At 61.2% G+C, this 24,417-nt stretch carries 25 protein-coding genes and 1 pseudogene; 10 read left to right on the forward strand and 16 right to left on the reverse strand.

Annotated elements, in window-relative coordinates:
- Positions 1–94 precede the first annotated feature (94 nt).
- A complete protein-coding gene (locus V1273_RS27750; RefSeq protein ID WP_334412274.1) occupies positions 95–1,450 on the reverse strand; it encodes a L,D-transpeptidase in 1,356 nt (451 codons plus the stop codon).
- 346 nt (positions 1,451–1,796) lie between these two features.
- On the opposite strand from V1273_RS27750, the gene V1273_RS27755 reads away from it, so the two are divergent.
- Complete coding sequence (locus V1273_RS27755; RefSeq protein WP_334411534.1) at positions 1,797–2,612, forward strand: hypothetical protein; 816 nt, start codon at positions 1,797–1,799, stop codon at positions 2,610–2,612.
- Positions 2,613–2,629: 17 nt separating this feature from the next.
- Here the strand turns inward: V1273_RS27755 and sseA are convergent, their stop codons facing one another.
- The 3 genes from sseA to V1273_RS27770 form a co-directional block, all read right to left on the reverse strand.
- On the reverse strand, positions 2,630–3,484 hold the full coding sequence (sseA, locus tag V1273_RS27760) for a 3-mercaptopyruvate sulfurtransferase (protein ID WP_334411535.1): 855 nt from the start codon (positions 3,482–3,484) through the stop codon (positions 2,630–2,632).
- Positions 3,485–3,610: 126 nt separating this feature from the next.
- The gene (locus tag V1273_RS27765; RefSeq protein WP_334364530.1) at positions 3,611–4,021 is read right to left on the reverse strand and encodes a rhodanese-like domain-containing protein; all 411 of its coding nucleotides are present in this window, start codon (positions 4,019–4,021) and stop codon (positions 3,611–3,613) included.
- A 159-nt stretch (positions 4,022–4,180) separates the two neighbouring features.
- Entirely contained in the window at positions 4,181–5,356 is a 1,176-nt protein-coding gene (locus V1273_RS27770) for a vWA domain-containing protein (RefSeq protein ID WP_334411536.1), read from the reverse strand.
- Positions 5,357–5,497: 141 nt separating this feature from the next.
- Here V1273_RS27770 and V1273_RS27775 point away from each other — a divergent pair, with 141 nt between their 5' ends.
- The 3 genes from V1273_RS27775 to V1273_RS27785 all read left to right on the forward strand — a co-directional run bounded on the left by V1273_RS27775 (position 5,498) and on the right by V1273_RS27785 (position 8,266).
- Positions 5,498–5,740: a GlsB/YeaQ/YmgE family stress response membrane protein gene (locus tag V1273_RS27775; RefSeq protein ID WP_028347039.1), complete on the forward strand. Its 243-nt coding sequence runs from the start codon at positions 5,498–5,500 to the stop codon at positions 5,738–5,740.
- Between the two features lie 98 nt (positions 5,741–5,838).
- On the forward strand, positions 5,839–6,681 hold the full coding sequence (locus tag V1273_RS27780) for an AAA family ATPase (RefSeq protein ID WP_057850028.1): 843 nt from the start codon (positions 5,839–5,841) through the stop codon (positions 6,679–6,681).
- 82 nt (positions 6,682–6,763) lie between these two features.
- Positions 6,764–8,266 carry a flavin-containing monooxygenase gene (locus V1273_RS27785; RefSeq protein ID WP_334411537.1) on the forward strand — a complete coding sequence of 501 codons (1,503 nt, stop codon included), beginning with the start codon at positions 6,764–6,766 and terminating at the stop codon, positions 8,264–8,266.
- A gap of 133 nt (positions 8,267–8,399) precedes the next feature.
- Here the strand turns inward: V1273_RS27785 and V1273_RS27790 are convergent, their stop codons facing one another.
- Both V1273_RS27790 and V1273_RS27795 read right to left on the reverse strand, forming a co-directional pair.
- Complete coding sequence (locus V1273_RS27790) at positions 8,400–9,194, reverse strand: hypothetical protein (protein WP_334411538.1); 795 nt, start codon at positions 9,192–9,194, stop codon at positions 8,400–8,402.
- 116 nt (positions 9,195–9,310) lie between these two features.
- Positions 9,311–9,862, reverse strand: coding sequence for a hypothetical protein (locus tag V1273_RS27795; RefSeq protein ID WP_334411539.1), 552 nt, complete (start codon positions 9,860–9,862; stop codon positions 9,311–9,313).
- Positions 9,863–10,003: 141 nt separating this feature from the next.
- Here V1273_RS27795 and V1273_RS27800 point away from each other — a divergent pair.
- Positions 10,004–10,230, forward strand: a pseudogene (locus V1273_RS27800) (FAD-containing monooxygenase EthA); the annotation flags it as partial.
- A 43-nt stretch (positions 10,231–10,273) separates the two neighbouring features.
- Here the strand turns inward: V1273_RS27800 and V1273_RS27805 are convergent.
- Positions 10,274–11,350 carry a methyltransferase gene (locus V1273_RS27805; RefSeq protein ID WP_334411540.1) on the reverse strand — a complete coding sequence of 359 codons (1,077 nt, stop codon included), beginning with the start codon at positions 11,348–11,350 and terminating at the stop codon, positions 10,274–10,276.
- Between the two features lie 150 nt (positions 11,351–11,500).
- On the opposite strand from V1273_RS27805, the gene V1273_RS27810 reads away from it, so the two are divergent.
- From V1273_RS27810 to V1273_RS27820, 3 genes are read left to right on the forward strand one after another with little or no spacing between them, the layout of a single operon-like run.
- On the forward strand, positions 11,501–12,550 hold the full coding sequence (locus tag V1273_RS27810; protein WP_334411542.1) for an aromatic ring-hydroxylating dioxygenase subunit alpha: 1,050 nt from the start codon (positions 11,501–11,503) through the stop codon (positions 12,548–12,550).
- Between the two features lie 4 nt (positions 12,551–12,554).
- Positions 12,555–13,307 carry a GntR family transcriptional regulator gene (locus V1273_RS27815; RefSeq protein ID WP_334411544.1) on the forward strand — a complete coding sequence of 251 codons (753 nt, stop codon included), beginning with the start codon at positions 12,555–12,557 and terminating at the stop codon, positions 13,305–13,307.
- Between the two features lie 9 nt (positions 13,308–13,316).
- A complete protein-coding gene (locus V1273_RS27820; RefSeq protein WP_334411545.1) occupies positions 13,317–14,297 on the forward strand; it encodes a PDR/VanB family oxidoreductase in 981 nt (326 codons plus the stop codon).
- Between the two features lies 1 nt (position 14,298).
- Here the strand turns inward: V1273_RS27820 and V1273_RS27825 are convergent, their stop codons facing one another.
- From V1273_RS27825 to V1273_RS27860, 8 genes are all read right to left on the reverse strand, one after another.
- Positions 14,299–15,006, reverse strand: coding sequence for a hypothetical protein (locus V1273_RS27825; RefSeq protein ID WP_334411546.1), 708 nt, complete (start codon positions 15,004–15,006; stop codon positions 14,299–14,301).
- A 52-nt stretch (positions 15,007–15,058) separates the two neighbouring features.
- Positions 15,059–15,250: a hypothetical protein gene (locus V1273_RS27830; RefSeq protein ID WP_334364537.1), complete on the reverse strand. Its 192-nt coding sequence runs from the start codon at positions 15,248–15,250 to the stop codon at positions 15,059–15,061.
- Between the two features lie 1,254 nt (positions 15,251–16,504).
- Entirely contained in the window at positions 16,505–17,410 is a 906-nt protein-coding gene (locus V1273_RS27835) for an EamA family transporter (protein ID WP_334380755.1), read from the reverse strand.
- Between the two features lie 197 nt (positions 17,411–17,607).
- Complete coding sequence (locus V1273_RS27840) at positions 17,608–18,018, reverse strand: hypothetical protein (protein ID WP_334411547.1); 411 nt, start codon at positions 18,016–18,018, stop codon at positions 17,608–17,610.
- A gap of 16 nt (positions 18,019–18,034) precedes the next feature.
- Entirely contained in the window at positions 18,035–19,678 is a 1,644-nt protein-coding gene (locus V1273_RS27845) for a GMC family oxidoreductase (RefSeq protein ID WP_334380753.1), read from the reverse strand.
- Positions 19,679–19,702: 24 nt separating this feature from the next.
- The gene (locus tag V1273_RS27850) at positions 19,703–20,296 is read right to left on the reverse strand and encodes a GNAT family N-acetyltransferase (protein ID WP_334380752.1); all 594 of its coding nucleotides are present in this window, start codon (positions 20,294–20,296) and stop codon (positions 19,703–19,705) included.
- Positions 20,297–20,377: 81 nt separating this feature from the next.
- The gene (locus V1273_RS27855) at positions 20,378–21,304 is read right to left on the reverse strand and encodes an SMP-30/gluconolactonase/LRE family protein (protein ID WP_334380751.1); all 927 of its coding nucleotides are present in this window, start codon (positions 21,302–21,304) and stop codon (positions 20,378–20,380) included.
- A gap of 149 nt (positions 21,305–21,453) precedes the next feature.
- Positions 21,454–22,287 carry an AraC family transcriptional regulator gene (locus tag V1273_RS27860; RefSeq protein ID WP_334411548.1) on the reverse strand — a complete coding sequence of 278 codons (834 nt, stop codon included), beginning with the start codon at positions 22,285–22,287 and terminating at the stop codon, positions 21,454–21,456.
- Positions 22,288–22,404: 117 nt separating this feature from the next.
- Here V1273_RS27860 and V1273_RS27865 point away from each other — a divergent pair, with 117 nt between their 5' ends.
- On the forward strand, positions 22,405–23,511 hold the full coding sequence (locus V1273_RS27865; RefSeq protein ID WP_334411549.1) for a mandelate racemase/muconate lactonizing enzyme family protein: 1,107 nt from the start codon (positions 22,405–22,407) through the stop codon (positions 23,509–23,511).
- Positions 23,512–23,527: 16 nt separating this feature from the next.
- Here the strand turns inward: V1273_RS27865 and V1273_RS27870 are convergent, their stop codons facing one another.
- The gene (locus tag V1273_RS27870) at positions 23,528–23,923 is read right to left on the reverse strand and encodes a hypothetical protein (protein ID WP_442894115.1); all 396 of its coding nucleotides are present in this window, start codon (positions 23,921–23,923) and stop codon (positions 23,528–23,530) included.
- Positions 23,924–24,117: 194 nt separating this feature from the next.
- Between V1273_RS27870 and V1273_RS27875 the strand changes: the two genes are divergently transcribed.
- The gene (locus V1273_RS27875; protein ID WP_334364544.1) at positions 24,118–24,351 is read left to right on the forward strand and encodes a hypothetical protein; all 234 of its coding nucleotides are present in this window, start codon (positions 24,118–24,120) and stop codon (positions 24,349–24,351) included.
- Positions 24,352–24,417 lie beyond the last annotated feature (66 nt).

The raw sequence follows: 24,417 nt of genomic DNA on the forward strand, positions 1-24,417 counted from the left end.
CTTGTTCCGCAAGGCCAAGCCGCATCGCGCGCGGATCGACAACAAAAAGGCGCGCCGTGGGCGCGCCTTCGAAACGTCGTTGTGACTGAGACTCTTACCGAATCGTGACCGGCGCGGGCAGCGGCGGCACCACCGCCGGCTGCGCACTGGGAGCGGGCGCCAGTTGGGCCTGTGCCGGACGGGGGGCTGCTGCGGCTGCCGGGCCGGCGGCGGGCGGCGGAGCGGCTGACGCGCTAGCGGTATTGGCGGGCGGGGGGCCACCGGGCATCACCACCACGCGGGTACCGACCTTGGCGCGCTCGAACAGGTCGGAGACGTCCTCGTTCAGCATGCCGATACAGCCCGAGGAGACGAACTTGCCGATCGTCGAAGGCTGGTTGGTACCGTGAATGCGGTAGATGGTCGAACCCAGATACATTGCACGTGCGCCGAGCGGATTGCCGGGGCCGCCGGCCATGAAGCGCGGCAGATAGGGCTGGCGCTCGATCATCTCGGTCGGCGGATGCCAGTCCGGCCACTCGGCCTTGCGGCTGATCTTCTGCACGCCGTTCCAGGTGAAGCCGTCGCGGCCGACGCGGACGCCGTAGCGAATCGCACGTCCGCCACCGAGCACGTAGTAGAGGTGGGTATTGGCGGTATCGACGACGATGGTGCCCGCGGGCTCCTTGGTCGTGAAGGCCACTTCCTGGCGGCGCAGGTGCGGCGGAAGCTGCGCAGGGCCGACTTCCGGCTGCTCTTCCGGCGGCAGCGCGGCGAGTTGCACCGGCTTGCCATCAGCCCCAACGGCGGGTTGCTGCGACTGCGGGAGCGCGCCAGTGGCGGCGGGCGCGGCCGCCGGTGCAGCGCCGATGGCCCCCGGCGGGCGCAGGCCGGCGCGGTCGTCGTTCGGATAGACGATACCGGCGCCGGGAATGCGGCTATCGCCGCGGTCCGAATAGACCGGCTGCTGCGCACCGGGCGGGCGGTCCGCATAGATGACCGGCGGCGGACCGGCCGGGCGGCCGTAACGCGGATCGTCGGGCGAAAGGATCGGGCCCGTCGGCGTCGCGGCGCCACGGTCCGAATAGGCCGGGCCAGCGGCCGGCCGGCCATAGCGCGGGTCGTCCGGAGAAAGGATGGGGCCGGTGGGCACCGGGGCGCCGCGCTCCGAATAGACCGGGGCGGGCGCCGGGCGGCCATAACGGGGATCGCTGGGCGACAGCACCGGGCCGGGCGGCGGCAACGCAGCCGAACTCGGCGCGTTCGGCGCCTCGTCGTCTTCCAGTGCGTCGAAATCAGGGTCGCCGGGGCGGCGATCGTCAACCGCATAGCCACCGGGCACGTACGGTCCCGGAGCTGTCGAATAGGTCTGGCCGGGAGCTGACGGATAGCTCTGCGCATGGGCGAGCGAAGTTCCCGCCATGCCAGCGGCAATGGCGGCACAAATCGTCAAAATGCGGTTGTTCATCATCGCCTTTGTATAGACCCCAAGCCCCACCGGACGGTTAACGGCAGATGACGGAAGATCGCGGCGCATTCAAGACAAATCCTCGAAATTCGGCCCAAGCCAGTCATTTGTGATCGCAGCCAAGCTGCGGCAAAGATGCCTCAGGACGGCGGAAATCGCCATCGGCGGGTGGTGCGCGACGTCGAACCGCAGATTTTGTAACGAAAAGCCGCCCGGCATTGAGATATTCTCAAATCGGCCTGATTCGCGTGCACCCCCCACCCCGCCGCATCCGGCCCGCACAGTGGTCACCGCGTTCCCTTGGCAAGCAATAACCCTTCAGAGATCAAGGAGGGTGGAACCCTGGTCCATGCTTCCCGGCTTTCGTTTCTTGTTCATCGCTATCGTGCTGTCGATGTCGATCCTGGTTTTTGGTCTTGGCGCTGCCGCCCTGTTGCGGGCCGCGCATGAGGAATTTGCCAATCTTCCCTCGCGACGGGCGGCGCCCGAGCCAATGTTCGCCCGCCAGATTGACGAGCAGCCGCCGACGCTGGCGCTGCTGCGCATCGACACGCCAGTCGTGCAGAACCCCACGGAGAGTGTTCCGGCCGCCACCGCTCCGGAAGCAACCGCGGACACCCCGGCACCGCCGACTGCGGACGCCAGTCCGGCTGAGCCCCAGAAACTGGCAGTGCTGAAGCCGGCAGAACCGATGCAAGTCGAAGTCGCCAAGGAAGTTGCAAAGGATGCCGCCAGGCCGGAACCTCTCGCGCGAGAGGCAAGCGCGGAGACCCCGCCCGCTCCGGCTCCCGCAGCCGAAGCTCCCGCTACCAATACGGAACTGAAGCTCGCCGCCATCCTGGAGACGCCCGGACCTTCAGCCGTGGCGACCCCGTCGTCCCCGGCCGAGCCGGCGACGGAGGCAGCTTCACCTGAAGGCAGCCTCGCTGCGACCCGGATCGCGACGCTCGGCGGTCCAGCCGTCCTCATCGATGAAAAGACATCGGCCACGGAAGCGAAGCCGGATCGCAGCGCAATCAAGAAGCAGGCTGCACAGCGGGCCCGGGAAAAGCGGCGAATTGCGGCGGCGCGCCGCGCACGTCTGGCACGTGAGGCAGCGCTGACTCTGCAGCAGCAGCAACCCAATCCGTTCTTTCCGCTCCCGATGACGAGCGCGACGAGGTAGCGTCCAAAATTTGAGGATCAGGCCGGGCCGGTCGCAACCGGGGGACCGTCGGTTGCGCCCCACTCCGTCCACGAGCCGTCATACAGCGCCGGGTTCTCGACGCCGAGACGATAAAGCGCCAGCGTCAGCACGGCGGCGCTGACGCCGGATCCGCAGCTCGTCACGATCGGTACATCGAGCTTCACGCCGGCGCCTGAGAACGCCGCCCGCAACTCATCGAGCGGCTTCATCGTCCCGGTCGCGGCATCGAACAAATTGTTGTAGGGCAGGCTGAGGCTACCCGGGATGTGCCCGGAGCGAAGTCCTGGCCGCGGCTCGGCAACCTTGCCCTGATAGCGTTCATTGGCGCGCGCATCGATCACCTGCTCGGCGCGGGTCGCGAGGTTTTCGACCAATTGCTGCATGCTGCGCGTGCGCCGCGCATCGAACGTCGCCTTGAACGTCGAAGGCTTCGGCGTCACCTGCCCGCTCTCGACCTTGCGGCCTTCCGCGACCCACTTCTTCAGGCCGCCATCGAGCACGCGCACGTCCTTGCCGAACGACAGAAACATCCACCACACCCGGGGTGCAGCGACCCAGCCGCCGGAATCATAGACCACGACGGTGTCGTCATTGCCGATCCCAAGCGCGCCGACGTCACGACCGAATTGCTCGGCGGGAGGAAACATGTGCGGCAGCGGATTGGAATGGTCGGACACCGCATCGACGTCAAAGAACACCGCGCCCGGAATATGCGCGGCGAGATAGTCGTCTTTCGGCAACGGCATCACGCCCGGCATCTTGAACGTGGCGTCGACGATTTTGACGTTGGGATCGTTCAGGTGCGCGGCGAGCCATTCGGTGGAGACGAGCGGGTCAGTGGTGGTGGGCATGGAATTGAAGTCTCCGGCATTTGCTGAGATCGTCATTGCCGGGCTTGACCCGGCAATCCATCGTTCTTCGGAACGATTCACTTCAGGGTGGACACGCGGGGTCAAGCCCGCGTGTGACGAGCTGCCCTATTTCTTCTTCGGCTCCCATTTCTCGACCGGACCGCCAGCGTCGCGCCAGGCGGCGAAGCCGCCACCCATATGCGCAACCGGCTTCAGGCCCATGTCCTGCGCGGTCTTGGCCGCGAGCGCCGAGCGCATGCCGCCGGCGCAATGGAAGATGAACTTCTTGTCCTCCTGGAAGATCGGCTTGGCATAGGGGCTTTGCGGATCGATCCAGAATTCCAGCATGCCGCGGGTGCAGGAGAACGCGCCGGGAATCTTGCCTTCGCGTTCGATCTCGCGGGGATCGCGGATATCGACGATCACGACGTTGGGATCCTGCGCCGCCTTGATGGCCTCAGTGGCGCTGACAGTCTCGATCTCGGCATTGGCTTCGTCGATCAGGGATTTGATACCGCGGTGAATGGTCTGGGGCATTTGTCACCTCTTTATGCTTGTGCCTGCCCTCGCGTGTCCCGGACGCGGCGCGGCACGGAGTGACGCGACGCAGAGCCGGGACCTACATCGCGGCCAACCGATGGGCCCCGGCTCTGCAGCGCACCGCTGGCGCGCTGCAGAGCCGGGGCGCGAAAGCCGTTACCGCACCAATTCCTTCATCGCGGCCTCTAAGCCTTCGATCGTGATCGGATACATCCGATCCGAAAGCAGCCGGCGGATGATGGTGGTGGATTCCGAATAGTCCCAGTGTTTCTGCGCCACCGGATTGAGCCACACCGTATGCGGATAGGTGCGCGTGATGCGCTCCAGCCAGACCGCCCCGGCTTCCTCGTTCACATGCTCGACCGAGCCGCCCGGCACCATGATCTCATACGGTGACATCGAGGCGTCGCCGACGAACACCACCTTGTAGTCGTGCGGATATTTGTGCAGCACGTCCCAGGTCGGCGTGCGGTCGGTGAAGCGACGCTTGTTCTGCTTCCACACGCCTTCATAGAGGCAGTTGTGGAAGTAAAAATATTCCATGTGCTTGAACTCGGATTTCGCGGCCGAGAACAACTCCTCGACCTGCTCGATATGGGAATCCATCGAGCCGCCGATGTCGAAGAACACCAAAACCTTCACCGCGTTGCGCCGCTCGGGGCGCATGTGCACGTCGAGATAGCCGTGGTTGGCGGTCTCCCTGATCGTGGTATCCAAATCGAGTTCGTCGGGCGCGCCGGTACGGGCGAATTTGCGCAGACGGCGCAGCGCGATCTTGATGTTGCGGATGCCGAGCTCGACATTGCCGTCGAGGTCTTTGAACTCGCGCTTGTCCCACACCTTCACGGCGCGGTTGTTGCGGTTCTTCTCCTGCCCGATTCTGACGCCTTCGGGATTGTAGCCATGGGCGCCGAACGGCGAGGTGCCGGCGGTGCCGATCCACTTGTTGCCGCCCTGATGGCGGCCCTGCTGTTCCTTCAGGCGCTGGCGAAGCGTCTCCATGAGCTTGTCCCAGCCCATCGCCTCGATCTGCTTCTTCTCTTCCTCGGTGAGGTATTTTTCCGCGAGCTTCTTCAACCATTCGGCGGGAATGTCCGCCTTCTCCATGGCGTCCAGCAGGCTTTCCAGCCCTTTGAACACGGTGCCGAAGACGCGGTCGAACTTGTCGAGGTTGCGCTCGTCCTTCACCAAAGCGACGCGGGAGAGATAGTAGAAATTCTCCACCGTCTGATCGGCAAGGTCGGCGTCGAGCGCCTCCATCAGCGTCAGATATTCGCGCAGCGTCACCGGGACCTGCGCGTCGCGCAACGATGTGAAGAATTGCAGAAACATAGGTTACAGATTGCCCGCCGGGCGGCACACGTCAAGGGCCAGAGCCTCTCAAAGGCCGGCGCATGGCTGTCAGGCCTAGACCGGGTGGGTTTTTCAATTACAATTGACCTGTAAAAGGCTTATTCCGGCAGGGGAAATTCAATGGGAATCGTAGCGGCGCTGGTCATTGGCGGTATTGCGGGCTGGCTTGCCGGGTTGATCGTGCGCGGCGCAGGCTTCGGGCTGATCGGCAATATCGTGATCGGCATCATCGGCGCGCTGCTGGCGAGCTGGTTGTTGCCGCAGCTCGGCGTCAGCCTCGGCGCAGGCTGGATCCGCGATATCGTCAACGCCACGATCGGCGCGGTGATCATCCTGGTGATCCTGTCACTGATCAGACGCTGACGAAGCCGCAGCAACTCCAATCGCGACCGCCGGACCGGCGGTCGTTTACTGTTCAGGCCGCGAGCGGCTGACGAACGAACCACAAGGCAAACGGATAGATGAAATTTACCGGCACCAAGGACTATGTCGCCACCGACGACCTCAAGGTCGCCGTCAACGCCTCGATCGTGCTCGAGCGCCCGCTGCTGATCAAGGGCGAGCCCGGCACCGGCAAGACCGTGCTGGCGGAAGAAGTCGCCAAGGCGCTCGGCGCGCCGCTTCTGACCTGGCACATCAAGTCGACCACCAAGGCGCAGCAGGGCCTTTACGAATACGACGCGGTGTCGCGGCTGCGCGACAGCCAACTCGGCGATAGCAGGGTTTCCGACATCTCCAACTACATCAAGCGCGGCAAATTGTGGGAAGCGTTCACCCACGACAAGCGCCCGGTGCTTTTGATCGACGAGATCGACAAGGCCGACATCGAGTTCCCGAATGACCTCCTGCTCGAACTCGATCGCATGGAGTTCTTCGTCTACGAGACCGGCGAGAACATCAAGGCGAGCCTGCGCCCGATCGTGATGATCACCTCGAACAACGAAAAGGAACTGCCGGACGCGTTCCTGCGCCGCTGCTTCTTCCACTACATCAAGTTTCCGGACGCCGACACCATGGGCCGGATCGTCGACGTGCACTTCCCCGGCATCAAGAAGCGCCTGGTGGAGGAAGCCTTGCGCATCTTCTTCGAGGTGCGCGAGGTGCCGGGCCTGAAGAAGAAGCCCTCGACCTCGGAGCTGCTCGACTGGCTCAAGCTCTTGCTGAACGAGGACATCACCCCGGAGATGCTGCGGGAGCGCGATCCGCGCAAGCTGATCCCGCCGCTGCACGGCGCGCTCTTGAAGAACGAACAGGACGTGCACCTGTTCGAGCGGCTGGCGTTCCTCAGCCGACGCGAAGTGTAATTCGCTGACGACTGCGACGCCAGAACCTGAGGTTCTGGCGTTTTGCTTTTCAGAACACGACCAACAAAAAAGAACAGGGAAGATGAACGTTCAAAGCCAGATCGACGCAACGTCGCCCCGCACGACGGAGCATTTCGACGTCCTGATCGCCGGTACCGGCATCTCCGGCGTGGGCGCCGCCTATCACCTCACCACGCAATGCCCGGGAACGACGTTCGTGGCGCTCGAAGCGCAAAAGACCTTCGGCGGCACCTGGACCACCCACCGCTATCCCGGCATCCGCTCCGACAGCGACCTGCATACCTTCGGCTACCGCTTCAAGCCATGGACAACAGCACCGATCGCAAGCGCTGCGGAAATCCTGAAATACATGGGCGAGGTGATCGAGGAAAACGATCTCGCCCGTCACATCCGCTACCGGCACACCATCACCTCGGCCAAATGGTCGAGCGAGGAAAACCTCTGGACCATCGAAGCCACGCGCACCGACACCGGCGAGAGGCTGCGCTTCACCACCAATTTCTTCTGGATGTGCCAGGGCTATTATCGTCACACCGAGGGCTATACGCCGGGGTGGAAGGACATGGCCAAGTTCAAGGGCCCGATCGTCCATCCACAGAAATGGCCTGACGACCTCGACTACAAGAACAAGCGCGTCGTCGTGATCGGCTCGGGCGCTACCGCAGCGACGCTGATCCCGGCGCTGGCTCCCGATTGCGCGCACGTCACCATGCTGCAGCGTTCGCCCACGTATTTTCGCACCGGGCGCAACGCGATCGAAATCGCCGAGGAGCTGCGGAAACTGCAGGTCGACGAGACCTGGATTCACGAAATCACACGACGGAAAATCCTGTTCGACCAGGACGCCTTCACCCTCAAGACGTTCAATGAGCCGGAAGCGGCTAAGAAGGATTTGTTGTCGGCGGTCGAAGCCTATCTCGGCAAGGACTACGACATCGCGACCCACTTCACGCCAAAATACCGGCCGTGGCGGCAGCGCATCGCCTTCATTCCTGATGGAGACCTGTTCCAGGGCATCAAGTCCGGCAAGGCTTCCGTCGTCACCGACGAGATCGAGAGCTTCACAGAGAAGGGAATCCTGCTGAAATCCGGCAAGGAGCTGGAGGCCGACATCATCATCACCGCGACCGGCTTCAATCTCTGCGCCACCGGCGACATCGAGTTTGCCATCGATGGCAAGCCGCTCGACTTCGCCGATACCGTGACCTATCGCGGCATGATGTTCACCGGCGTACCGAACCTCGTCTGGGTGTTCGGTTATTTCCGCGCGAGCTGGACCCTGCGCGTCGACCTCGTTGCCGACTTCGTCTGCCGGCTGCTCACGCACATGAAAGAGACCGGAGCGAAAAAGGTAACGCCGCAGCTTCGTCCCGAAGACCACAACATGCCGCTACTGCCGTGGATCGATCCGGAAAACTTCAATCCCGGCTACATGATGCGCGGCATGCACTTGCTGCCCAAGCGCGGCGACAAGCCGGAATGGCAGCACAACCAGGACTACTGGGCCGAGAAGGACGAATTCCCGGCGATCGACCTCAAGGACAAGGCGTTCGTTTACCGATAACCGTGGCTCGATACCGCCACGATCAGCGTCCCGAGCGGGACTGCGAGGCTATTGGTCGCATGGAAGTAGGTGTTGGCACGGCAAGAACTGGCCTGTCCAGTCCGCTGCGCGTGTTGACAACACGTACCTCAAGCTATTTGGGCCGGGGAAGAGTAATCAAGCCCATTTGTTCAAAATGCCTGAAAGCTTCAGTAAAGCTCTTTTTGATCTTAAGCCCGAGAGCTTCGTCCTTTATCCAAACCGTATAGTCGATGCACGACTGCATCGTTTGCGCAAACCGTTGTCCAGACGAAATGGAATCCGCGCCACCACGATTTAGCGAGTGAGCCGATGAAGGAACCAACGTGAAATATAATAGCTGTCGGCCCAAAACCTTGTTGTAATCCTGCTTCTGGGTATGCATCGAATGGATGGTAGCAAACGCATCAGCGTCAAGCTCCTGCTGCGGGTCAAACCTCTTTTCAAAGTGTCCTAGTACGATGTGGCCGATTTCGTGGAGCAAAATGAACCCGACCCAAGGTGCCATTTCTTCTCCGAGAGGCTCGAAGGGTCCGCTGCCAACGGGTCGAAGAGCTTGAGCTATTTCGGGACAAGTAGCTGTAAGATATTTGTCTATTCGAGGCATCAGCGCATTTGGCGGGAGTCCGGGAACAGGTCTTAGAAATTTTGACGAATCTGCAAAATAGCCACGAATGCACTGAGCGGTCTTAATTTTAATATCTAACTCGCTCAGCCGAACAATCGACAGGTTCATCATCAATCTATAGAGCCCGGTAGAGACTCTTATTACGTATTTTCCATTCTCTTTCGTCGAATAGACACTGTAGTCCGATGTGAAATCGACTTTAACTTCCGTCAATTCGACTGCTGTACGATAAGAGTCGTATCGCGCGATATAGTTTTTGTAGTAGCTGAACAGTGACTCCATCCACGATTGCGCGAAATCATTTTCATCCTTTCGAAACACAACAAACGATTCGCTCCGATCGTCCTCCTGAGATCGGGAGGAGGAAGAGCAAAAAATGAGAAGTACCGAGAAAGCTACTACTCGAAGACTTGAGCCCACGTCATATATTCCTCTAATTCAGCTTTCGTAAGGGCAGGAAATTTTGCCTTAAGCGCGGAATACCTCGCGATTTCAGGCTGATACTTCTGTTTCAAAAGTTCCTCGCGAAACTCAGAAATCCCAAAACATTCCTTCATTTCTTTTGGGTTGGTCGAGGACTTGCACGAGTTGGAGTAGGTCCTTGACGCGACAAGAAACGAATATTCATTTTGCTTATTGTCGATCCCAACCCGCGCCCCGGCGTTGAAAAAACGCTTGATCTTGCCGTCGCTGTCGATCTCGATAGCATTAAACATTGACAATGCTCCAAGCCCGATTCCCAATAGTAAGCAAAGCGCCCCGGGGCCGAATCCAGAAAATTCAAATGTCCCCAGCGGCCCAACGCTTAACTTTGCTGTCTTGTTCTTTGAGATCTCGCCCGCCCTCCTTCGCAGCAGCAAAAAGCCCAGCCATATGGCAGTCGCAGCAATTGATAGGACAAAAACGCGCTCAAAAATCCTCATCGCAATTAGCATGTCACTTATCAGCATATGAACCTTCAAAGTTCAGACTCTTGGACAATCCTACCGCAAGGCATTCCAGACTTGCAACCTAGCGACGATCGCCATCACCTAGCAAAATGGGCGTCAAATTTGCGTTGCGTTACGCGCCTTTGGACCTCACCGTGCCTGTTGCTCGAGGCCGACATCATCATCGATGGCAAGCCGCTCGACTTCGCCGATACCGTGACCTATCGCGGCATGATGTTCACCGGCGTGCCGAACCTCGTTTGGGTGTTCGGCTATTTCCGCCCAAGCGCGGCGACAAGCCGGAATGGCAGCACAATCAGGACTACTGGGCGGAAAAGGACGAATGTCCGGCCATCGATCTGAAGGACAAGGCGTTCGTTTACGGCTGAAGCCGGTCACCGGGTGAAGGCTGCATCCCCTCACCCGGCGTCTTCAGGCAGGACGCGCCTCAATCAGATTGAAGCGGCCGGCCGGATAACTCGTGACTAGATCGAAGCCGCTCTGGTCGAGCAATTCGCGGTACTGTCGCTCGGTGCGCTCAAGTCCTCCGGGCCCGCGAAGCATGTTCAGATCGCTCAGCGCCTGCTCTCTGTCCTCGTCCGCCATGGATGGCCTCTCCGGCATCAGCCGTTCCACCAGAAGCAGTTTGCCTTCGCCCGGGAGCGCCTTGCGACAGTTTTGCAGGATCGTGACACTGCGCGCATTATCCCAGTCGTGAATGATGCTCTTGAGGATGATCGCATCAGCGATCGCCGGCACGGTCTTGAAGAAATCGCCGGCCACAAATTCCACGCGGTCATCGACACCGATCTGTCTGAGATGCTTGCTCGCGGCCTCGGCACATCTCGGAAGATCGAAAACAGTTCCGCGCAGTTTGCTGTTTTGCTGCGCGATAACGCCGAGCAATTCGCCGGATCCGCCGCCGACGTCCATCAGGTGGCGTATCCCGCTGAAGTCATAGGACTGAAGGACATTCGGTGTGACAAGACGGGTAAGCTCCACCATCGCCACATTGAACTTGTCCACAATCTCAGGCGTCCGGCCCATCAGCTCGAAGCTGTCATCGACGCCTTGCAGTTGCGCTGCGGTCTTGCCGGTCATGATGGATTCAAGCATTCCGCTCCAGGATTTTGAAATCAGTTCGGTCTCAAGGATTGCCCAGCCCTTGACCGAATGTTTCGCGGAGCTATCGAGGCAGGCACCCATATCCGTCAACGCATAGCGATCTTCGCCGCTGCGCGAACAGATGCCGATGGTGGAAAGCGCGGTAAGCAGGCGTCCGAGCGAACGCTCATCCGCCGCGGTTGCCTTGGCGAGCTTGCCGACCGTCTGCGGTCCGTAGCTCAACAACTCGGCGAGCCCGAGTCTGGCCGCGACATAGATCACCGCCGTAACACGTTGCGACTGGATCAAATCGAAAAGCCTGAGGGCCGATACTTGAGATGACATCGCGCCTCCTGTTGTCGTGATTGTTGATCTCCCTGCGGACTTGCGCGCTTGACCTATCAAGCGTGGCGCCTAACCGGGATGAATGAAATGAACCAACTCACAAAACTCATGTATACTGTAAAGGTATTTTGATACTTCAACTTCGGTATTATTTGCCAAACGATCGCGATCATTGTATACAGACTGCACCCAAGACGAAGGAGTGCAGCCATGCCGCCCTCATTCCCCCTCAATGCCTGGTACGCCGCTGCCTGGGACGTCGACATCAAGCATGCACTGTTTCCGCGCACGATCTGCGGCAAGCATGTCGTGATGTACCGCCAGTCCAACGGGCGGGTCTGCGCGCTGGAGGACGCCTGCTGGCACCGCCTGGTGCCGCTCTCGAAGGGACGGCTCGACGGCGATACCGTCGTCTGCGGCTATCACGGGCTGAAATTCAATGCGCAGGGCCGCTGCACCTACATGCCCTCGCAGGAGACCATCAACCCGTCCGCCTGCGTGCGTTCCTATCCCGTGGTTGAGCGCCATCGTTTCATCTGGCTGTGGATGGGCGATCCGGCGCTGGCCGATCCCGCGCTGGTGCCCGACATGCACTGGAACGACGACCCCGCTTGGGCGGGCGACGGCAAGACCATTCACGTCAAATGCGATTACCGCCTCGTCGTCGATAATCTGATGGACCTGACCCACGAAACCTTCGTGCATGGCTCCAGCATCGGCAATGATCACGTGGCCGAAGCCCCGTTCGACGTCACCCATGGCGACAAGACGGTCACCGTGACGCGCTGGATGAAGGGCATCGACGCGCCGCCGTTCTGGGCCGCGCAGTTGCAGAAGCCGGGCCCGGTCGACCGCTGGCAGATCATCCATTTCCAGGCGCCCGGCACCGTCAACATCGACGTCGGCGTGGCGCCCGCCGGCACCGGCGCGCCGGAAGGCGACCGCTCGCAGGGCGTCAACGGCTTTGTGCTCAACACCATGACGCCGGAGACCGACACCACCTGTCATTATTTCTGGGCCTTCGTCCGCAATTACCGGACGACCGAACAGAAACTGACCACCGAAATTCGCGAAGGCGTGTCGAACATCTTCCACGAGGATGAAATCATCCTCGAAGCGCAGCAGCGCGCGATGGACGAGAATCCGGACCGCACCTTCTACAACCTCAACATCGATGCGGGGGCGATGTGGGCGCGGCGCGTGATCGACCGGATGGTGGCGCGCGAGAGCGCACCGCAGGCCATGCAAGCTGCGGAGTGAGGAAATGAGCGAGCGCGACGCCGAACGTTCCGTGTCGCAGACCGTGCGGGCGCAGCTCGCGCTGCGCGACATGATCCTGTCCGGGCGGCTGCGCCCGGGCGAACGCATCTCCGAATTGCAGGCGGTCGACATCACCGGCGTTTCGCGGACCCCGGTGCGGCTGGCGCTGGTCCGGCTGGAGGATGAAGGCCTGCTGCAGGCGATCCCGTCCGGCGGCTTCATGGTGAAAGCGTTCACCGAGCGCGACATTCTGGATTCGATCGAGCTGCGCGGCACGCTGGAGGGCCTCGCCGCGCGCTTTGCGGCCGAGCGCGGCGTCAGCGCGCGTAGCCTTGAGCCGCTCAAGGAGTGCCTTGCCGATCTCGACCAACTGGTTCGGCAGGACCCGATTTCGGTCGAAGCCTTTTCCGCCTATGTGACGATGAACGCGCGGTTTCACGCGCTGCTGAACGAATTGTCCGCCAGCGCGCCGCTGATCCGGGAGATCGACCGCGTCTCGGCGCTGCCGTTCGCTTCGCCAAGCGCGTTCGTGATGGCGCAGTCGGCGCTGCCGGAAGCGCACCAGATCCTGCTGATCGGGCAGGATCATCACCGCGTGGTGGTCGATGCGATCGAGAACCGCGAGGGCGCGCGGGCCGAAGCCGTGATGCGCGAACATTCCCGCCTCGCCGCGCGCAACCTGCGGCTCGCGATCCGGAACCGCGCGCATCTCGATTTGCTGCCCGCGCTCGCCCTTTTGAAATCGCCAGTCGAATAGAGATAGCCCATGCGTTTTGCCGAGCAATGGAGCTGGTGCACCGTCGAATCGATCCGCGACGTGACGCCGACGATCCGCGAGTTCCGCCTGCGTCCTGAAAGCGGCCGACTAGCCCCCTACCCGGCAGGCAGCCATATCGGCGTCTCCGTGCTGATCGACGGACAGCCGGCGCGGCGCTCCTATTCGCTGGTGGAGAACAGTGACGCCGGCACTTATCGCATCGCGGTGCGGCTGGCGCCGGATAGCCGCGGCGGCTCGCGCGGCATGTGGAATTTGCGAACTGGCGCGCGGATCGAAATCTGCAACCCAAGCTCGCTACTGGAGATCGACTGGACGCGGCGAAATTATTGCCTGATCGCCGGCGGCATCGGCATCACGCCGATGACAGGCATCGCAGCCGCACTCCGCCGCAGGCATATCGACGCCCCGCTGCATTATGCCGTGAAATCGCGCGGCGACGCGGCCTTCTTGGACGAACTGACGACGCTGCTCGGCGACCGGCTGAACGTCTACGCCTCCGATGAAGGCGCGCGGCTCGATCTCGAGGCCACCTTCCGCGCCTTGGCGAGCGACGCCATCGCCGTCATCTGCGGGCCGATGCGGATGCTGGAAACCGCACGGCGTGTCTGGAATGACTTAGGCCGCGCGCCCGCCGATCTCCGCTATGAGACCTTCGGCTCCAGCGGCTTGATGCCGACGGCGGAATTCCGGGTGCGGCTGAAGGATACGGACACCGAACTGGTGGTGCCGCAGAACAGCTCGATGCTCGACGCGCTGAACGGCGCCGGCTTCGAGGTGATATCGGACTGCCAGCGCGGGGAGTGCGGCGTCTGCGCCGTGGATGTCGTGGCCGTCGAGGGCGAGATCGACCACCGCGACGTGTTCTTCAGCGATCAGCAGAAGCAGGACAACCGCAAGATCTGCCCGTGCGTGTCACGCGCGATCGGTGTCGTGACCATCGATACGCTGTACCGGGCTGAGGCTGTCTAGTTTAGCGCTCGGACAGGCGGATTATCTGGCGCCCGCTATTCATCGCCTTGAGATTGTTGACGTACTCCTCAGGGCGCTGCCAGCGGTGAGGAACTTTCAATCCCATGAATTCCGCGATGTCACCGATGAACGCAGTGCAATTGGTTGTTTCGGCGTTCCAGACCGGTGAACTCGCCTGCAATTTCTTGATGTAGGCGAAAACCCTTTTTGCGTCCGGCTCATTCAAGTAAACGCGATAACTAGCGGTCAGGTACTGCGGATCAAGATCGCCATAGCTTGCCGTGGTCTCGGACGGCACCCACATCAAATGACCAAGGACATAAGCTGCGTTGTCTCCCGCAGGGGTAAGGCCTGCGACTTCAACTGCTCGCTCGCTTGTCTTCCCAAACCAGACGAAAGCGTGTCCCCAGCTCGCCGCCGTCCTGGCTCTGAAATCAACGTAGTACGGGCCCTTTGCTGATCCCGATCCCGGCTTTCGAGTCGACTGCGGCGCCGATTTGGATTCAATGGGCGCCGCCTCACTGGAAACAAGCGCGTTCGCAGCGGCGGCGCGCTTGTGGACCTCCCGTTTCTGGGGAATGAAACGTTCCGAGCGGGCGCGAGTGTCAATCTCGCGTGCAGAAGCTGATTGGGTTTTGCACTGGAGCAAGACAGCGAGTGTGAATCCCGCAAGCAAGCATATTCCCAACCTCTTCGGCCTATTTGCCACGCTTCGCCCTTCAACTGTCGACGATAAAGGTCAGATTCCGCGAGACCTTAAATCAATACCGCGCATAGGGCCGCGGCGGCGCGACAGGCGTCTTGCCGATTGGGGTCTTCCCGATTGGGGTCTTGCCAATCGGCATCTTTCCGACTTGGGCCGTCTGATAGACGGGCTGTCGGCGCGGAATGTCGGCAGCACCAGCGGCAGTCACCACGGCAAGCGTTGCACCGACAACAATCACAGTCTTCATCACGGTACTTTTCCTCCAGGTTAGAAGAAACAAGGCAGCAAACTGCTGCGGCGTTCTCCTCAGACCCGCCGTGAGCATGAGCGTCGGAATACGTCGACAGTGCGGCAGATCAGACACGTTCGAGGGATAGGTCTACAGTGCGGCATATATGAGACATGTTGGAACCTCGACCCTATTGGGTCGATGGTGCGATAGCCGAACGCCATTGTCGCGCCAATCCATCCGATGGCGACGCCAAGGCGATATTGACAACGGGCCTACGTTGTTCGGCTTTGGGCAAACTCGGAAGTCCGGAGGTGATCGGCAATAGAGTAACGGAGGCTGCCATGTGGGCAGCCTCTCTCCATGCCTTGAAGCTATCTCCACGTCGCCGCCTGCCCCCGTCATGGGGACTCATCCCAACGTGGAGATGAAACGACAGGGCTCACGCCCATCCCGAACTCACGTGTGGGCTTCCGATCGGTCCTCAACAACCGTTGTGCGGCCTCGGGTTTTGTGGCGCAGCGCTCGAGCCAGCGAGCCACGAGAAAATCAACCCGCGCGGCAAATCGCCGTTGAGCCGCTGCCAGCAAAGGCCTCGCTCCCAAGCTCTGATTGGATGGTCTTTTGACGTCGTTGCGGGCGTTCATCTTGCCCTCCTGCCGGTTCGGCGGAGGGAGCGGCCCTGCGCCGAGAGTTACACTCTTGCTTTGCGGATCAGCCCCGCTTCGAGCTGAAAGTTCGGGCCCCACGTCATCACGGACATGCACGACCAATCGGCCAGCCGAATAAGCGGCCGGACGCGGACGGCAGTCTCTGCGATGTGTGTGCGCGCGTTACGCATTGCGGTCCTCAAGAGTGCAGGCAATTTCACCCGCGACGAATGTCACGATCTAAACGCAGAGAAAATTCGGCGCGTCAATGTTTTATGCGCACGAGGTGCGGGATTTGTTGCGCGCTAGTAATTTTCGAACGCTAGCGGAGCCGACTGGGTTCGAAAATTTCAGGCTATTGTCCGTTGGGCGGAAGTGGCGGTTTACTTCGCCATGTCCGGTCTACCCCCGGGAAGCACACACCAATCGGACGGATCGGCGTGTCCAGTTGGGGGTCATTAGCTGAACCTACAGCCCATCTCCGGACTTCCGTTCTGCCCGCGAGAGCAGACGTTGCCCATCGTGATCGTCATGCCGGCGATGGGCCAGGAGCGGACAGTTAATGAGGCCTCAGCACCCCTTGTCGCGCCAAGTTTTGTCGTCGATCCGCAGTGGATCGCTGTCAAGTCCGCTCATCGGCACTAGAAAAGTAGAGAAGCGCCGCAACAGAGCTGATCACTAACGCCGCGCCCGTTAAGCTCAGCATCGTAATACGTTCGCCAAGGATCCATGCTCCTAGCATGAGCGCGACGACTGGATTGACGAAGGTGTAAGTGGCGACAACCGGGGCGGACATGCGATCGAGCAGCCACAGGTAGGCTGTGTTCCCGACGACGCTACCGAGGAGCGCCAGATAGAGCATACCGCCGAGTGATACGATTGAGACCTGGCGCGGCGAGAAGTCGATCCATTCGCCGACCAAATGACTCAGCATCAACAGGCCGACGCTACCGCAGATAAGCTGCATGCCAGCAAGATCATGGGGCGGAATATGGGCTGCGCGCCTTTGCACGTACACGCTGCCGAGTGCCCAGGACAGAGAGGATACCAGAAGCAAAAGAATCACACCGATCGGCAGCGAATTGTGCGTATTCGATGTTTCATTCCATGCGATTACTGCAACGCCGGCCAAGCCGGGCACAAGCGCTAAGAGTCTTCTTAAAGCTTCGCTTTGACCAGTTGATACGTTGACAAGCACGATCCAGAACGGAATCGTCGCCAAAAAGATGGCCGATAACCCCGAAGGGACATAACGCTGGGCATATGCGAGGGTCCCGTGACATCCGATGAAGAGGAGCGCGCCACTGATTGCAGCGTGCCACCAATCTTCCCGCGATCGTGGAGTCAATCTCCTCAATTGCGAGAAGCCAAGCAATACAGCGCCACCAAGAATGGAGCGCGCTCCAATCAGAAGCAAAGGAGGGATTGACTGCAAGCCTAGCGCGATTGCTAGATATGTTCCCCCCCATAATAGATAGATGGCGCCGAATGCGCCTATTAATTGGGCTCGGCGTGTGCCTATCGACATAGATGCCCTCTTGCTGTTGACAATCAAGACAACAGCATGCCAACGCATCGACAAGCGGCGAGGTTTCCGTTGCTGATAAAGGCTCGCTCCGAGGTGAAATGTCTTCTCCGGGTCACGAGCGGCAATCCTCTAACTGATCGTAAGATTTCCGCCTCTCCGTCCGAAGCGAAAATCTGCGCCTTTGTGAGTCCACGCCCCTAGAAGAATTCGTCGAGGAACGCCGCCGCTTCATCCGAGATGCCGGCGATCTTATTCGTTGCCTGACGATAGAACTTGAAATTGAGCTCGGTCCCGGGTTGGCCGTCATTCCAGTCGGTGAAATGCTTGAGCTCGCTCCGCCCCAGCGGCCGCTTCGCGAGCGCGGTGCGTCGGATGGTGACGCTCACGCGCGGTGTTTGCCTGGTGATGCCGCGCTTCCTGGCGATCGCTTCAGCCGAAACCACAACGCCGCGCGCGATAAGGCCCTGCCCGCCCTCGTTCTCGCTCGCGAACACGAAAACCGTGTCGCCTTCGGCGATATGCTTGCCGCCATACATGGTCTTTTGCGCTGTCAACGCGAACGTCTTCGGCCGCAGATCGGAAACCTCGGCCTTGATCGCGAACGCCATGCTCCTCGTGCCAATGCTAGGCCGACACCGGGAATCTGACGGCTTCCAGCGCGGTCTTGCCGCGGATCATGTCGGAGGCCTTGTCGGCGATCATCAGCGTCGAGGCATTGAGATTGGCCGAGATCATGCGCGGCATGATCGATGCATCGACCACGCGCAGGCCCTGCAGTCCGTGCACACGCAACTGGTCGTCGACCACGGCCCATTTGGCATCCGCCGGTCCCATGCGGCAGGTGCAGCCGGGGTGGAATGTGGTCGTGCCGCGCTCGGTGGCGGCCGCCAGGAATTCGTCGTCGCTCTGCACCTTGGGTCCGGGGAAATCCTCATAGGCGTAGTATGGCGCGAGCGGCTTGGACGCGAGCAGCCGGCGCGCCAGTTTCATGCCGGCGACGACGACGCGGCGGTCGATCTCTTCCACCAGATAATTGGTCTGGATGATCGGCGGCGCGAACGGATCGGCGGAGCGGATGCGGACATAGCCGCGGCTCTCCGGGCGCTGCTGCCATGAGGCAACCGTCATGCCGGGCTCGTCCTCGAGCTGGCCCTGCACGCCTTCCTTGTAGCTCGCCGGCGTAAAGGTGAGCTGCAGGTCGGAGCTTTCGGTGGTCTCGCCCGAGTGCCAGAAGCAATAGACCATGGTCGGCGACAGCGACAGCAACCCGCGCCGCGTCGTCGCCCATTTCAGCGCCTCGACCCAGAGGCTCAAGCCGCGCCGGAGTTCGTTGATGGTCCTGATGTTCTTGACGCGCGCGACCGAGCGCGGCGCGTAATGATCCTGCAGGCCTTCACCGACGCCCAGCAGCGCGTGACGAACCTCGATCCCGTGCGATTGCAGTAGTTCGGGCGAGCCGACGCCGGACAATTGCAGCACCTGCGGCGAGTTATAGGCGCCGCCGGAAAGAATGACTTCCTTGTTGGCGCGCACCTCGACGGGCGTGCCTCCCTTGCCGCCCCGGAGATAACGCACGCCGACCGCGCGCTTGCCCTCGAAAATGAGGTTGGTGACATGCGCATGCGTCCGCACATCGACATTCGGCCGCTTCCGCGCCGGATGCAAAAACGCCTTGGCGGCGCTCATGCGCAGACCGTTCTGGATGGTGCGCTGGCAGTAGGAGACGCCCTCCTGGATCGCGCCGTTGTAATCGGGATTTTTGGGGATCCCGAGGCTGACGGCACCTTCCATGAAGGCCTCGCACAGCGGATCCTGCCAATCCATGGTGGTGACGATAAGACTGCCTTCGCGGCCGCGATAGGTCTCGTCGCATTCGCCGACGCGGCACTCCAGCCGCTTGAAATAGGGCAGTATGTCCGGATAGCCCCAGCCGCGGTTGCCTAGCTGCGCCCAGGTATCGAAATCCTGGCGCTGGCCGCGGTTGTAGATATGGCCGTTGATCGACGACGAGCCGCCCAGCGTCTTGCCGCGCGGCGCGTAGATGCTGCGCCCGCCGGTCCATGGCCCCGGTTCCTGCTGATAGGCCCAGTTGACGCTCTTCATGTGGAACGTCTTGATGAAGCCGGCGGGCAGATGGATGTAGGGATGCCAGTCCTTGCCACCCGCTTCGAGCACGCAGACGCGGCTGGAAGAATCTTCGCTGAGCCGGTTGGCGAGCACGCTTCCAGCGGAGCCCGCGCCGATAATCACATAATCGAACGTTTCCATCGTCTCTTTTCTGGCGCGGCTTAGTTACCGCGGCTTATCGTTGAGTTGATAATTGAGATGCGCCTTCACCGTCGGCCATTCGCTGGCAATGATGCTGTAAACCACGGTGTCGCGCAATGTCCCGTTCGGCGCGATCTGATGGCTGCGCAGGATGCCGTCCAGCTTGGCGCCCAGGCGCTCGATGCCGCGCCGGCTCTGGTGATTGAAGAAATGGGTACGGAACTCCACGGCAATGCAATTCAACTTCTCGAACGCGTGCGTCAGCAGCAGCAATTTGCACTGCGTATTGAGCGCGCTGCGCTGCACGCGCTTGGCGTACCAGGTCGAGCCGATTTCGACGCGGCGGTTGGCGGCATCGACGTTCATATAGGTCGTCATGCCTGCAATCTTGCCCTCGGCATCAAACACCGTGAACGGCAGCATCGATCCCGCCGCGAACAGGCCGAGCCGGCGATCGATTTCTTTTTTCATGTTTTCGGCGGTCGGAATGGCGGTGTACCAGAGCTTCCACAGCTCGCCGTCCCTCACCGCTTCCACCAGGCCGTCGATGTGATCGTGCGACAACGGCTCCAGCCGCGCGTGCTCGCCGCGAAGGGTTACCGGTTCAAGAAAGGCCATTCTATTACTCCGCTCTCTCCGCCGTCATTGCGAGGAGCAGCAGCGACGAAGCAATCCATCTATCCCCTCGTGGCGCAATCGTCACTTGTTCAAGAAATTCAGCGCCAGTCCCGGCCGCGCCCAGTCCATCGCAATCAACTCGCCCCTCCCCGACAGTGTGATGTACGCCGTCTTCAACTCCGGCCCGCCGAATGCGATATTGGTGGTGACGCGGTCGCCGGTCGGCACCTGCTCGACCAGCGTGCCGTCAGGCGCGATCACCGAGATGCAGCCCGACACCAGCGTCGCCACGCAGACATTGCCACTTGCCTCCACCGCCATCGAGTCAAACATCTGGTAGCCACCGAGCCCCGCGATCGGCTTGCCGCGCTCGCCGCGGTAGATCACGTCGCGCGGCTTGATGGTGCCGGGCTCGGATATCTCATAGGCCCACAACCGCGCGGTCGGCGTCTCCGCGATGTACACTGTCTTCTCGTCCGGCGACAGGCCGATGCCGTTGGCGGGCAGCACGCCGTGCACGACCTCCACGACCTCCGTCATGCCCGGCTTGATGTAGTAGAACGCCCCGACATCCATCTCGCGGGCGCGGCGCTTGCCGAGATCGGAGAACCAGAGGCCGCCGTGCTTGTCGAACACGAGGTCGTTGGGGCCCCGCAGGGCGTGCTCACCGCATTTGGTGACGACGGTCTCGATCTTGCCGCTCTGCAGATCCACGCGCTGGATCGAGCCGCCCTGATAATCATCGGGCTGCGGCCCCGGCATGATCATCTTGCCCGTGGGAATCCAGCTAAAGCCGCCATTGTTGCAGATGTACATCTTGCCGTCGGGGCCGAGCGCTGCGCCATTGGGGCCACCGGGAATTTGCGCGACGACCTCCTTGCGCCCATCAGGATAAACCCGCGTCAGCCGCTTGCCGCGGATTTCGACCAGCACCACCGATCCGTCCGGCATGACAACCGGGCCTTCCGGAAACTCCAGATCGGTGGCGAGAACGCGGATATCGGCCATGAATCCTCCCGGCTTGCTTTTGGCTGCAGGCGGATTTCTGGCTCGGCCCCGCACGCGCAACAATTCGTCGCGGCAGTTATGGCAAAGTCGGTTTGGCTTGCCAAGCAATCACGGGCAATGAAGCGGCGCAGGGCAGCATTGCGGAGACGCTACTCCTTGACCGGCACCCAGATCTCCAGCCCGCCATTGCCGGTGGCGGGATCGAAATTCTCGTCGTAGCGCTCGAAGCTCGGCGCATCTGCCGCCTTCATGCCGGATGCCGGCAGCCAGTGATTCCAGATCGTGTTGACGGTGCGGCGGATGGTCGAGATGTGCTCTGAGTGGGTGAACACCGCATACTTCTGCTCCGGAATCCGCACACGGGCGAACTCGCGCGGCAGATCGGAGAAGTCGGCGACTTCGACGCCGGCGATGTAGTCGAAGCCGGAATCATCGCCATTGCAGCAGACGCCGTAGGCCACCTTGCCGACCCGGTTCGGGATGTCGTCGACTTTCTGGTGAAATTGCTCCCACTGGTTCGGAATGCCGGCGCCGCCGTTCTCATGCGTGCAGCGTTCGCTGATGCCGGCGATGAGCAACGGCTTGGAAGTTTCGAAACGCGGCGGCTTGAGAGTATCGAGCAGAGTTGAATCCATCATGATTGGCTCCTGAAGCTTGAGATGATCAAGGCACGTTGCGGCGCGGACCGCTTCGGGCGTGATGCCGAAATGGTCGCGGAACGCGCGGGTGAAAGCTTCGTGAGAGCTGTAGTCCGCATCCAGCGCGAGGCTTAGAATGTCGGGCGCGCCGGCGGCCAGCGCCTGCGCCGCCTTGGTCAGCCTGCGGGCACGCACATAACGCATCACCGAAAGGCCAATCGCGGCGGCAAACGCCCGCACCAGATGGAAGCGCGAGACGCCAGCAATGCCCGCGATCTCATCGAGCGTCAGCGGCTCGGCGAGATGACTTTCGATGTACCAGAGCGCCTTCTGGGCTGGATTCATGACAGACAGCTCTCATGCGAAGCGTTGGCATTATCGGCGGTTCCGCCGCGCTTCATTTGACAGTCCTTGCTCTTCGATCGTGCCACTGACAAGGTAGGGAACGCTTTCGGAGGTACCATGCTGATTACCAATGTCCGGGCGCACCATATCCGTATTCCCTATGACGCCGGTGTCGCGAGCTTCAAGCAGGGCGCATCCGCCATCTCGGCGCTGGAAATCGTCATGGTGGAAGTTTCGACCGACTCCGGCATCACAGGCTGGGGCGATGCCTTTGCCTATGTCTGCCCGCGAACCAGCTACGCCGCCATCGAGGAAATGATTGCGCCGCAAGCACGGGGACAGGAAGTCCCAGATGCGGCCGGCATTCCCGCCCTCATGGAACAGATCCAGCGCAACCTGCATCTGTTCGGCCGCTATGGCATCACCATGTTTGCGATCTCAGCGTTGGATATTGCGCTGTGGGACCTCGCGGCAAAGGTCAAGGGCGTGCCGTTGTACCGCCTGATCGGCGAAGCCAAGCGCACGCGGATTCCTGCGTATGCGAGCCTGCTGCGGATCGGAAAGCCCGAGCTGATCGCAAGCGAATGCGAGACCGCGCTGCGGCAGGGCTACAAGGCGATCAAGCTGCATGAGACCACAACGCCTGCGGTATATGCCGCGCGGCAGGCGATCGGCGCCGGCATTCCGCTGATGGTCGATTTGAACTGTCCACTGAATGGCGAGGAGGCGATCGCCTTCGCGCATTCCTGCCGCGACGCCGCGCCGCTGTTCCTTGAAGAGCCGGTCTGGCCGCCGGAAGATTTTGCAACGCTGGCCGAGGTGCGAAGCAAGGGCGGGCTCAACGTTGCAGCCGGAGAGAATGCCTGCACGGTTCATCAATTCAGGCAGATGCTGAAGGCGGGCGCGGTGAGCCATGCGCAACCCTCCGTCATCAAGGTCGGCGGCATCACCGAATATCTGAAGGTGGCCGTCTTGGCCGACAAATTCGGCGTCAGGCTTGCACCGCATTCGCCGTATTTCGGCCCGGGCTTCCTGGCGACGCTGCAATTGATGTCGCTGCGCGACGACGCGAGCTTTATCGAGGTGTTCTCCATGAGACGCGCCGCCTGCTTGTGGCACGGCCGCATCGACGTCGATGCCAATGGCAATGTGGAGGTGCCGCAGGGGCCGGGTCTCGGTTACGAACCGGACAAGGCCATCATGGAGCAATACCGCGTGGCGTAATCCGCGGGGCAGCCCCCTACTTCGCGCCGTCTTTCGGCGTCGCCGCATCCTTCGCAGCAGGCGCTGAATCCTTCGCCGTGGGCGCAGCGGTCTTCTTCGCATCCTCCGCCGCCTTGTTCTGCGCCGCCTGCAACTCGCCGACCAGCTTTTGCAAGCCGATGACCGCGTTCTTCAGCGCCTCGATCTGCCGGTTGGCGGCATCAGTTTTCTGCTGATGGTCGGTGGTGAGTTTTGTGATCGTCTTCTGCAGGAAGTCGACATTGCTCTGCAGGCAAGAGGTGCGCCGCTCCATGGTTTTTTCGACGGTGCAGATCTCGATGCCGGGAACGTCCTGCGCGTGGACGCTCGCCGGCAACAAAGCCATCAGCAGCGCGATGGCGACGATCATGATCCTGGGCGTCGGAGCAATCATCAAAATCCTCGTTCCACAAGCATCTCACGCAGGGGAACGTCTATCACGGCAATTTGCGCGAAGCAGGGCCCCGTCCCCAGAGATACCATACTGATACCTCATTCAGGCGTTGTGCTTCATCCCGTTAACAGTGGATGGATTTCGCCGCACCTCAAACCGGTGTGTTTGCCGGCTGCGGCAGTGGAGATTGATTGATGGCAACGCGTGAAAAACGACTGGCGCAGTTCGACGGCAACGGGGAGCCGCCGCCGAACCTGCCGGTGGAAGTTCTTTGCGAGGATCACAGCGGAACCTATCAACTGCCGTTCGCCTGCCGATGGATCGACGGTCAATGGCGCAATGACAGGACCGGCGGCATGGTCGAGGCCACCGTGGTCGGTTGGCGACTGCCGCGGCCGAGATCTGAAAACGCCGCGGAAAGGCCCTGAGCCGTCGCAGATTGCGTCAAAATGCGACGGATGCGCGCGGAACTTTAAGGTTCGGAACAGCTACGG

Origin of the sequence: Bradyrhizobium sp. AZCC 1721 (assembly GCF_036924715.1) — a bacterium.
Lineage (GTDB): Bacteria > Pseudomonadota > Alphaproteobacteria > Rhizobiales > Xanthobacteraceae > Bradyrhizobium.